Here is a 12085-nt window from a genome sequence, read left to right on the forward strand (position 1 = left end):
ATTCATTCGATTGCCGCCTACCTGGATCTTGAAGTAGGTTGGGTATATACAAAAAATGAACCCGAAATCAGACTGTTTGCTTTCACAAAACGTCTGGCGGGTTCAATCATACACGGGAAGCCGAATGCTTCCCATGTTTCGCACTATTTTTCCAACTGCTGGATACTAATCCGCTGCGATTCATCAAGCATGGAAGCCTTGGCACGAATACGCGCTTCAAGCTGCGCAATCATGTTTTCGTTATCCATTCGCTCGCGCTGACGCACACCGTCTTCGTAGAAACCACTCATTTTGTGGCCACCGGTCACGCCCAAAGTGGAAACCAGCGCTTCGCCCGGCCCGTTCACCACACAACCAATAATTGAAACATCCATTGGCGTGATGATGTCTTCCAGGCGCTCTTCGAGAGCGTTCACGGTACCAATAACATCGAACTCCTGGCGTGAACACGTTGGGCAGGCGATAAAGTTAATACCGCGAGCACGGATCCGCAAAGATTTCAGAATGTCGAAACCGACCTTGATCTCTTCAACCGGATCGGCAGCAAGTGATACGCGCAGCGTGTCACCGATGCCTTCGGAAAGGAGTAAGCCAAGGCCAATCGCCGATTTCACTGAGCCGCTACGCATGCCGCCAGCTTCGGTGATCCCCAGATGCAGCGGTTGATCAATTTGCTTAGCCAGTAAACGATAGGATTCAACCGCCAGAAAAACGTCGGAGGCTTTTACGCTCACTTTGAACTGATCAAAGTTGAGACGATCCAGATGATCGACATGACGCATCGCTGATTCTAACAACGCCTGGGGCGTTGGCTCGCCATACTTCTCTTGCAGATCTTTTTCCAGCGATCCGGCATTAACACCGATACGGATCGGAATATTTTTGTCCCGGGCACAATCTACAACGGCGCGAATACGCTCTTCGTTGCCAATGTTGCCAGGGTTGATGCGTAAGCAATCGACGCCATACTCAGCAACTTTGAGGGCGATACGATAGTCAAAATGGATATCAGCGACCAACGGGACGTTGACCTGCTGTTTGATGAGCTTGAACGCTTCTGCTGCGTCCATTGTTGGCACGGATATACGAACGATATCTGCCCCAACTCTTTCTAAGGCTCGAATCTGGTTAACAGTAGCTTCAACATCCGTAGTACGGGTGTTGGTCATAGACTGAACGGCGATCGGTGCCCCGTCGCCGATTGGCACATTCCCTACGTAGATCCGTTTGGATTTTCTACGTTGAATTGGGGCTTGATTATGCATTATAAATCTCCACAATTACGCGTCATGCTGGCTGCGATTATTCAGCACTTACTGTCAGACGTGCAACCTGGCTAGTTCTGATAAAGCGACTCAAATCGACAGGTTTACCCTGGAATTGAATCTGAACCGCAGCTGGAGCACCAATTTTCAACTTATACGGTGCCTGGCCGGCTAAATTCAAATTGCCATCTTTACGCTGCATACCGCTGAACAATTTCTTGCCGGTTGCGTCAGTCACTTCAAGCCAGCAATCGGCGTTAAAGTTCATCACTAATGCATTCGGGTCAGCTGCAGGAGCCGTAGTCACAGCAGCCTGATCGGTAGGGAGTGCGGCATTTTGCGCCGGAGCCGCTGGTGTTGCAGTGGCTTGCGCATTATCTACAGGTGCCTGGCTTGGTGCCACTACTGCGGAAGAATCCGCTGTAGTGGTTTGCTGAGCCGTTTCTGCCGGAGCCTGATTTGATGCTGAGTCAGTCACTGGAGCAGGCTGCGATGCCGCTGGAGTCTGCACAGGTTGCTGTGCAGAAGTATCAGCAGTAGATGAATCGCTGGTAGTTAAAGGTACTGACTGAGAGTTGCTGTTGCTGGCAGAAAGTTCAGCTGAAGATTGATCGGCCATAGTCGAAATCTCTTCCTGCTGCGCTTTGTGGTTTTGCCACCACCATGCACCTGTCAGGCCGACAACGACAAACAACACGAGCCAGGTAAAGCTCATCAGCCAACCGTCACGTTTCTTACGGCGTTTCCCCAGTGAAAAACTTTGCATCGGAGCCACTTTAGCAGCCCTGATAGGTGCCTGTTTTTCCATCATTGGCAACAGTTCTTCTTCCGGAATACGCACAAGACGTGCATAAGAACGGATATAACCACGCAGGAAGGTAGACGCTAACTCGGCAGGTGCCTTGTCATCTTCAATATCCCGAACGGTAGAAACTTTCAGGCACAGGCGTTCGGCCACGGCTTGTTGGCTAAGACCGAGTTCTTCACGGGCAACACGTAAACGTTCACCCGTGGTTTTTTCTGCATTTGATTCGTGAGTGGCTTCAGTATTCATTAGCTACAATTGCTGGGACTGTTCGATTGAGGAATTAGGCAGGAGTCTTGTAGCACAGCGTTTCCGCTTGACCACGCTCTCCCGCTTCGCGAAACAAATCTGTGTTCTGGAAGGTAAAACTCCAGACAACATAACATTCAGCTCAAACTACTTGTTCACATAAATATGCTGCATTTTGTGAACGACTTAATCACTGATGAGTTAACCATAGACACCATTTTTAATGTTGTCAGTCAATTGCGACCAGCGATGGCTTAAATAGATGCGCCTAAACTATTGTTGTACCGTTACATACTGCCTTAAAGTAAGGTGAAACGCACCGTAATTATTAATCTTAAAGTCACTAGCCAAACTTGCATAACTGCAAGATATAACTATGTGTTTTTTGAACCCCGCAGCATCACTGCCACAGGGTTCTTATCTGACTAGCGCAATAGTTTATCAGACTGCTTTAACATCAATAGGTTCACCTTGCATACGCTTACGTAACGTACGTTTGGTGCGGTCAATCACTTCGCCAGCCAACTGACCACAAGCCGCGTCAATATCATCGCCACGTGTTTTACGCACGATGGTAGTGAAGCCATAACTCATTAATACTTTTGAGAAACGGTCGATACGGCTGTTGGAGCTACGGCCATATGGCGCCCCAGGGAACGGGTTCCATGGGATCAAGTTAATTTTACATGGCGTATCTTTCAGGCATTCTGCCAATTGATGCGCATGCTCAGTACCATCGTTGACGTGATCCAGCAGAACGTATTCCACAGTGACACGGCCCTGATTGGCGTTGGATTTCTCCAGATAACGACGCACAGAGGACAGGAAAGTCTCGATGTTGTACTTTTTGTTGATAGGCATGATCTGGTCGCGAATTTCGTCGGTCGGAGCATGCAGCGAAATGGCTAATGCCACATCAATCATGTCACCCAACTTATCCAGCGCCGGAACCACACCTGAAGTAGAAAGAGTAACGCGACGTTTGGAAAGCCCGAAACCAAAGTCATCAAGCATGATTTCCATTGCTGGAACCACGTTGTTGAGATTCAGCAGCGGTTCACCCATGCCCATCATCACGACGTTGGTAATAGGACGTACGCCAGTTTTCTTTTGTGCGCCGATAATTTTCGCCGCACGCCATACCTGACCGATGATTTCAGAAACACGCAGGTTACGGTTGAAGCCTTGCTGAGCTGTTGAGCAGAATTTACATTCCAGAGCACACCCAACCTGGGAAGAAACGCATAGTGTGGCGCGGTCTTCTTCAGGGATATACACCGTTTCAACGAGCTGGTCAGCTATGCGGATTGCCCATTTAATGGTGCCATCGGCAGAACGCTGTTCTTCGGCAACTTCAGGAGCGCGGATTTCAGCGACTTCTTTAAGTCTGTTACGCAGAACTTTGTTGATGTCAGTCATTTCATCGAAGTCATCACTGCAATAGTGATACATCCATTTCATGACCTGATCGGCGCGGAATGGTTTTTCGCCCATTTCGGCAAAAAACTCACGCAGTTGCTGGCGGTTAAGGTCCAACAGGTTAATTTTTTCGGACTTGTTGGAAACGACTGAAACTGGTGTCTCAGGAGTGACAATTTGCTCTGACATAATTTCTTCCGGCCTCGTTGTTACACGTTACGGCCCCAGGTGGGTTAAAAAGATACGCCCCGAAGAGCAAGCTCATCCGGGGCGTAGCATTGTACAAATTCTATGGCACAGAAGCCATGGCTGAAAGCGACGTACATACAAATAAAATGTAACTGTAGCTTAACAGTTAATGCTTATTAGCGAGTGCGTGGGCAAACTTCGCCTTCCGCGAAGAAATAAGCGATTTCACGCGCAGCAGATTCAGCAGAATCAGAACCGTGAGTGCCGTTTTCGGTGAAGCTGTCAGCGTAATCTGCTCGCAGAGTACCAGCCAAAGCGTTAGCCGGATTTGTTGCACCCAGGATGTCACGGTGACGCTGAACGGCATTTTCACCTTCCAGTACGCTAACCATGATTGGGCCGGAAGTCATGAATGCAACCAGACCGTCGAAGAAAGGCTTGCCTTCGTGCTCAGCATAGAAACCCTGAGCCTGTTCAGAAGTCAGGTGCAGCATTTTTGCGCCAACAATCTTAAACCCTGCGGATTCAAAACGAGCATAAATATTACCAATAACGTTTTTTGCCACCGCGTTTGGTTTGATGATGGAAAAAGTACGTTCAATAGCCATGATTACCTCTGTGTCTGTTCTGTTTGCCCGGACCCTCTAGGGATTACCGGTTATGATTTGGCGCCGATTATAATGAGCAAGTCTCGCGTTGCCTATGGATGCGGGTAACATTTTTTTAAAATAAGATGAACATCGGCAACATTTTTAATGCAAACGCCTAAAAATTAGACTGGCGCTCTACTGTAATACAAAATGAGCAGCGGCAATCTGCCCAGCTTCATCAAGAACCAAAACCTGGTACGCTCCCGGTTTATCCAGATTTAGTGTGATTCCGCTACTATTTCCACTAACCGGTTCACCGTTCAAAAACCACCAGCGATCGCCCTGTCCTCCCTGAGCACTTAAACGAAGCGGTAAACGCAACTCACCAGGAAGACGCTTCAAAATAGCGCCCTCGCGAACCCCTAACAACAATAAAGGCGTAACTTCATCTTTCTGCTGGGGCGGGCATTGTTCTGACACTTCCGGCAAACGGGCCGTACGTCTTTCACTTATCGGTAACCATGGTTCAAGCGGCAGCGGCCACAAAGAGATAATCTGCTGCCTGGCTCCCGAGCAATCAGCAGCCACACGTTTTCCCTGTTCATCTAACCAGATGACCTTTCTTAACCCCTGAATCCCCTCCTGGCCCGGTGCTTCAAGCGTGGGCGGCTCGCTGTTATCGAGTAACCAGCCTGTTAATCTGCGCCGACAATTACGGTCTGTGGCTGGCAAATTCTGCCCACCCGGCCAGCAAATTTGCCCTTCGGAAACAGAAGGCGGACGAGGGTCAACCGGCAGACGCGCCTGCTGCACCGCGGAGCTGGCTTGTAGTAAGTTGTTAACCTGATTAAGTAGCGGTACAGCACTTCCTAAGCCAAACTGCCCCGCAACCGGTGTGCTATCCGGGCGCCCTGTCCAGATACCAATCACATAACGTGGGTTAATTCCAAGTGCCCACGCATCTCGATATCCATAGCTGGTGCCTGTTTTCCAGGCTAAAGGCACGATTGCTGGCAATGTGGCATCGGGCTGCGGCTGCGCCTCTCCCGCAAGAATGCGGCGAATAATCCAGGCAGCGCCAGCCGACATCAAGGGGCGTTCAACTAATGGTTGCTCTGGCTGTAAACGTAACTGCGCGGCTCGACCATGGCGAGCAAAAGCGCTATATGCAGCGACAATCTGATCAAGGCGCGCACCGCCGCCGCCAAGGATCAGCGAGAGATTAGGTTCACTGCCTTGCGGGAACCGCAAATCCAAACCAATGTTTCGCAATTGCGCAGCAAAACGTTTAGGGCCGTACGCTTCTAGCACCTGAACTGCCGGGAGATTAAGCGAACGCACCAACGCTTCACTCATACTCACCGGGCCATGAAAACCGGTATCAAAATTCCCTGGCCGATAATCACCAAAGCGGCGCGGCACGTCCTGTAACAATGACGTGGCGTGAATCAGCCCATCATCCAGCGCCAGACCATAAACAAAGGGTTTCAGCACCGATCCGGGCGAACGAATGGCAGTCACCATATCGACGTGCCCGAAACGGCTTTGATCGGTTATATCGGCTGAACCTACCCAGCCACGCACTTCCATCGTGGTGTGATCGACGACCAGTATCGCCATTGATGAGCGAGGCGGGAGCTGAGCTTTCCAGTTGAGTGCCAGTTCTTCCAACTGGCGCTGCAATGGCGCATCGAGCGTCGTCGTTATTTTCTGATCTTTGCTGCGATTCACCAAATAGCGTGAAAGCAACGGGGCCAATTGCGGCATTTGCCGTGGCGCCAGCCATACCGGTTCTTCGAGAGATTCTTTTACCTGCTGTGGCTCCCAGACGGCTTGCTCAGCCATACGCATAAGAACTTTGTTACGTGCGGCTTGAGCCCGCTCAGGCCAGCGATCCGGGCGCAAACGGCTTGGTGCTTGCGGAAGAACCGCCAGTAAAGCGGCTTCAGCATAACTCAGGTGTTGCGGGGATTTTCCGAGGTAAACCCAACTGGCAGCCCCCACTCCCTGTAACGTCCCGCCAAACGGTGCGCGGTTAAGGTAGAGCGTGAGAATTTGTTCTTTCGATAGATGCCATTCGAGTTGCAAAGCGCGCCAAACCTGGCGGATTTTGCCCCCAAATGTACGAGGGTGCGGGTCAAGCAAGCGGGCGACTTGCATCGTCAATGTACTGCCACCGGAAATCACTTTGCCGCTAAGCAAATCCTGCCCGGCTGCACGCAAAATCGATAGAGGATTAATTCCCGGATGATCCCAGAACCAGCGATCTTCATAGTTGATTAAGGCTTCGAGATAACGAGGTGAAACATCGTTTAACGTAACCGGATAGCGCCAGATCCCGTTCTCATCAGCGAAACGCCACAATGGAGTACCATCAGCCGCGACGACAACTCGAGCGGGATTAGCCTGAGAAAGCGGCAGCGGCCAAAGCTTGTCTGCCAGCCAAATCCCCAGACATAAAATAATTGGCAGCACCACCAGGAAATAGCGGTGCCGCCAGCGAAATGGCTTTAGCATTTTGCCTTGCCAGTTACGGATGAACAGTCATCATGCCGGTGCTGGTTCCTGTTGCCCGCCACTGAGGTACATACATCGACTCCACTTGTGAAACCGGCACGTTATAGCTTCCCGGAGTCACAGCGCGAGCAAGATAAACCAGGGTCGCATGCTGCCCTTCATTGAGCGGTAACGCGGCAACAAAGCGATCGTCACGGAACTCCATATGCTGGATATCCGCCTGCTGCATCTGGTTTAACAGACCCTGAACCTGGCTATCACTGTCACGTAGGTTGGCGCTGCTTTCAGAAAGGTTCTGGTTTTCCAGTTCAAGCCCGGCAGGCAACAAATCGACCACCAGTGCATCAGGCACATTTTTATCTGCCCATACATCCAGCCAGACCATCACCAGTTCACCACTTTTCAATTCTGACAACGACTTGCTATTTCCTTTCGCATCAAGGAAATGGCGTTCGATGTGCAACACGTTGCTGTAAGGCGCAGGGGCCTGTTGCGGATAACCAACCGTATCTAATCGAAGATAGAGATTCCCCGTCCCGGTATTAGTAATCTGTAGGCCAGCGAGTTGTTCAGCAGACAAATTACGAGTCACAGATTGTTTACCTGATAATGATTCGGTTGCAAAAGATACCTGTGACTGCCAATCCCCTTTCGCCGTTTGCCAATTGCGACCCGCCAGGAACAATGCATTACTTTCCTGCGTGGAAAGCCAGCGTTGGCTGTATGCAAGATTAGAGAGGTCCATCAGCAATTGATTCTGCTGTTCTGGTAGCAATTTGTTCTCTTCAAGCAGACTTAGCATCATCGCTTTATCACGCAACTCACTGCCATAATCTGCCATCCAGATACGCTCGTCGCTACGACTGGTTTGCAAACCTAACTTGATAGCTTCATCGCCTCGTGGTGCGTCCCCCATCAACTTCAATGCCACACCAAGTTGTACCAGCGGTAAGCCTGCACGAGCGCTGCTATGGCGCAACCAAAGTTCACGCAAGGCACCCAATGGCGCTTTTTGCTGACGGGCTAATACCTGAGCGGCGTACGCTTGAACAGCAAATTTACTGGCAGCAGCATCATCGCTGTAGCGTAAAGCGATAACTCCGGAATCCTGGAGATAACGTAGCAGGCGCTGGTTAGCTTTGTTTAGCGAATCAGTATTAACGCTATAACCCTGCTCACTCGCACGAACAAGGAAATCGGTCACATACGCTGTTAGCCAGTATTCTTCTGGCCCTTCTTTGTCCCATAGCCCAAAACTGCCGTTGTCGCGTTGCATATCCAGCAGTCGAGCAATCCCCAGGTCGATTGCAGCGCGGCGCTGTTCATCGCTAGTTCCTGTAATACTCAGAGCTGCTAACTGTGCCTGGTTGGTATAAAGCGACGGGAACAACCCACTAGTCGTCTGTTCCAGGCAGCCATATGGATAGGCTTTCAGTTCCCGGATATAGCGAGCGAGGTTTAGCGGCGGCCGACCACTTAATAGCAACTGGCCTTCAAGTGTTGCAGGTGCCAGGCCGGAAATATGCTGCGGTGGAATATCCCACACTTCACCCGCTGCAAGCACAGCACCACTGTTGATGTTTTGCGCCGGGAACGGAGGACGGACACCTAATTTCCACTGTTTTTGCTGTGCGGCAAAAGTTTCACCCGGCAAGCTAAGCCCAGTAATTTGTGCTGTTAATTCCCCATCACCGAAACCGTCCAATGCACGAACCGGAATAAACACGGTTTTACGCGCACCTGGTAATAACGTCACGGATTGCACTGAAGCAGAGTTCAGCGCAATCAAGCCGGTAGTTTTCAGGTTAATACTGAGTTGTTGAGGTTGGTCTGTCAGGTTGGTGAGATCCATAGCCAGGCGGCTGCTGTCCCCACTGGCCATAAAGCGTGGTGCTGCAAGTTCAGTAACCAACGGAGCCGCAACAACAACTTTTTCCTCACTGTTACCAAAATGGTCATCGGTCCAGGCTTGCGCCATTACCCGTAGCTCACCATTAAAATCACCAATAGGGAGCGTGACAGTACCTTCACCCTTTTCATCCAGTTGTACAGGTTGAGCTTGCTGAGCAATGATAGTGACATGGTTTACCGGCTTTTTACCGCCACGGCTTAATTCGTCACCTTCATCGCCATCACCACCAAAACGTAAAGCTGCAAGCCGCCCTTCACCCTCAATAACCTGGCCATAGATATCGTATAAATCCGCTCCATAACGTTTACGGCCAAAGAAGGCTTCCCACGGATCTGGGGTTTTATAGTCGGTAATATTCAGTACGCCGCTATCAACAGCTGAAACCAGCACATGAATTTGCTTTGGCATTTCACCGTTAATCGGCTTGGTTTTTACTTTTACCGTGAGGTTTTGATTCGGACGCATTTTGGCTGGTGCTTCTAAAGAAAGCGCCAGTCTGCGACTTTCATCTCCCAGTGGCAGATGCAAAATCCCAACAGAACGTTTTGGCGTGGAGGCGCGGCTCTTATCCCCAGGTCGAATAACAAGCGTACTGAGATAGAGATCATGCCGCTGCCAACTTTTATCGACCGGAATCGCGATATCCAGACCTTTCTCCGGAACATCAATTTCTTTCCACCACAGCGGGCCATCGCTGGATTCAACCATTGCATAGCCTTTGCCAGCCGCCGGAGCAGAAATATGCAGATTGATGGTGTCACCAGGCTTATAACTCGGTTTATCAATTTTCAGCGTTACACGGTCAGGGCGCACAGCCCCCTCTCCATCGCTGTTGTCCTGCCAGCTGTAGCCTGCCCAAAAGCGAATGCTGCTGACGATTTTAGTGTCAGGATCGCGAACTTCCAGACGATAGGAACCCCACTCAACCGGGAAAGCCACTTTGCCCGTTTCACCTGCGGCAAGATCCTGTTTTTGCTCAGCCTCTACGAGATCTTTCTGATCGTATTGCGACTGCCAACCCTGGCCCTCTTCCCAGTTCCAGAAGTAATCCCGACGTTCGCGAATTAAACGCACATCAAGACCAGAAACCGCCAGTTTCTCACCTTTAGCATTGGCATAAACAATATCAAAACCAGCGTTCGTGTCCTCGTCGACTATCGGTTGGATTCGTGTGCTGTCAGTGCGGTAATCGTAGATTTCTTTACTAGCAAATTGAGGACGAATGCCTGGCAGTGCTTCAGCAGGCCAGATAGCTTGCTCTGCACGGCGTGTTACCGGACGGCCACCTGATTCCAGTAAGCTGGCTTGCAGCACCAGTCGTAATGGAGAGTGAACATCTGCCCATTGGCTATCTGTGCTTACCGTTGTTTTGCCTTGTTCATCAAGCTGAAGCTGAACCTCATCAAGATTTCGGGTGAGGTTTTCCTCGTTGATGTCGCCAAACTGGAAACCTGGTAAGGATGATACAGCTTCACGTAATGGACGCAGGAACAATTGCCCTTGCAAGCTGTTCCCCGAGGCTGGTGCACCATAGAGATACCGCCCGGCAATCTGGAAGCTTACAGACTCATCAGGGCCAATGGATTGCGATTGGTTTGTGATGTTCAGAGCCATACGCTCCGGCATGAAGTCTTCAACTTTAAAAGCCCAAATACGTGGCTGGTTATCACCTGTATTTACACGCACTTGCCAGTTACCCGTTTGTGCATCCTGGCTTAGCGGATAACTGAACTGATATAAGCCATTTTCTGATTTCCAGACCTGCGTTCTGGCGACTTGACCATCAGGTTTTACAACTTCCAGTTTTACTGGCTGTGCTGGTAATACCTTCCCATCACTATCACGTAACAATGCATTCAACAGTACTGTTTCCCCTGGGCGATAGAGATCCCTTGGGCCAAACATAAACAGCTCCTTACTGAAACCGGGTTCTCCAGCAATGTTAAACTCGGCCAGATCCAGCGCCGGGCGGTTTAAGTCCAGCATGGTAGTCTGCTCGCTTGTTCTCGCCAGCAACAACGTGCCTTTTTCTATTTTTTCAAGCACCGCGTGACCATCGCCATCACTCTTAGCCTGTGCCAGCGAGTGCCCTTTTTCATCAAGCAACGTGATTTCGACATTTGATTGTGCAGCGCCATTTTCAAGGCTTTGAGTAAACACATCCAGGCGGTCATGGTAACGATGCGCTGACACCCCGACGTCACTCAAAGAGAACAACGTTGCCGCGTTACTGTAACTGTATTGCCCCGCCTGATTCATAATCGCGATATAAACGCCTGGCTGTTGCAGCGGCTTAATCTCGCCTAACGGTAGCAATAGTTTTTCACGGGTATTACGCGCAGGATTAAGATCGAACCTGCCGCTGTAAACTAAGTCAGCAAGTTTTAATAAATTGTCTGATTCCCAATTAGATACTGAGTTTCGGTATTGCCACTGGCTAATAAAGGAACCTAGTGATTCACTTTTTATGCGGTAGAAATTGACATCAATTTTATCGACGTTGAGCGCCATGACCGGTAAACCGGCAATAACTTTAGTGGGAAGTAATGACCCCCGGCTGGCAAAACCAACGCTCGGTTGAATATCACGGGTTGAAATTTGCTTATCAAAATTACTATCGAATGTCGCTTTATTGAGCGCAACCAGCCCACTATCCACGGTCAAAATCAGTTCACGTTTCGGCTCGAGATGGCGTAAACGCAATTCTTTGAGGTCGGCTGAAAGCTCCCACGCACCATCAACTTTCCCGCTGGTTTTATCGACTAAATGCGCCACCCGGGAGAAATCCTGGTTGGGATCTAAGGGAATAGAAAATGTGAGGACCAACGTGCTTGCGCCATCAAGCTGTACTTCAGAGGCATCAAGCAATTTAAGCGGCTTGCCTGCTGAATCCTTCGCCAGTTTTTCAAGCTGCGAGGCATCAGGCTTAACTGGGGTAGCAACCTGTTGCTGAGCGGAAGTTTCGCTCTTCGCCACCGGTTTTGGTTTGTCGTTATTGTCACAGCCCGCAAGCGCTAATGCAGCCATTAGCGTTGCTGCCAGTCCTACCAGACGAATTGATCTCATTTTTATCCCTGGCCGATAAGGCCCATTAAATCACCAAGTTCTACAACTATTATGCGGGTTCATCAGAAAAACG

6 protein-coding genes are annotated in these 12085 nt (G+C 50.1%); all 6 read right to left on the reverse strand.

Annotation, left to right across the window (positions count from 1 at the left end):
* Nucleotides 1-143: 143 nt before the first annotated feature.
* The 6 genes from ispG to GC128_RS20110 all read right to left on the reverse strand — a co-directional run bounded on the left by ispG (nt 144) and on the right by GC128_RS20110 (nt 12012).
* Nucleotides 144-1265, reverse strand: a complete 1122-nt coding sequence (ispG, locus tag GC128_RS20085; protein ID WP_064513042.1) for a flavodoxin-dependent (E)-4-hydroxy-3-methylbut-2-enyl-diphosphate synthase — start codon at nt 1263-1265, stop codon at nt 144-146.
* 37 nt (nt 1266-1302) lie between these two features.
* A complete protein-coding gene (gene rodZ / locus GC128_RS20090; protein WP_151995792.1) occupies nt 1303-2319 on the reverse strand; it encodes a cytoskeleton protein RodZ in 1017 nt (338 codons plus the stop codon).
* A gap of 441 nt (nt 2320-2760) precedes the next feature.
* A complete protein-coding gene (locus GC128_RS20095) occupies nt 2761-3927 on the reverse strand; it encodes a bifunctional tRNA (adenosine(37)-C2)-methyltransferase TrmG/ribosomal RNA large subunit methyltransferase RlmN (protein ID WP_151995793.1) in 1167 nt (388 codons plus the stop codon).
* Nucleotides 3928-4103: 176 nt separating this feature from the next.
* The gene (gene ndk / locus GC128_RS20100; RefSeq protein ID WP_064513049.1) at nt 4104-4535 is read right to left on the reverse strand and encodes a nucleoside-diphosphate kinase; all 432 of its coding nucleotides are present in this window, start codon (nt 4533-4535) and stop codon (nt 4104-4106) included.
* A gap of 177 nt (nt 4536-4712) precedes the next feature.
* On the reverse strand, nt 4713-7034 hold the full coding sequence (gene pbpC / locus GC128_RS20105; RefSeq protein WP_151995794.1) for a peptidoglycan glycosyltransferase PbpC: 2322 nt from the start codon (nt 7032-7034) through the stop codon (nt 4713-4715).
* Between the two features lie 13 nt (nt 7035-7047).
* Nucleotides 7048-12012 (reverse strand): alpha-2-macroglobulin family protein, encoded by a 4965-nt coding sequence (locus tag GC128_RS20110; RefSeq protein ID WP_151995795.1) that lies wholly within the window; start codon nt 12010-12012, stop codon nt 7048-7050.
* Nucleotides 12013-12085: the final 73 nt, after the last annotated feature.

This window comes from Buttiauxella massiliensis, from assembly GCF_902500225.1.
Lineage (GTDB): Bacteria > Pseudomonadota > Gammaproteobacteria > Enterobacterales > Enterobacteriaceae > Buttiauxella > Buttiauxella massiliensis.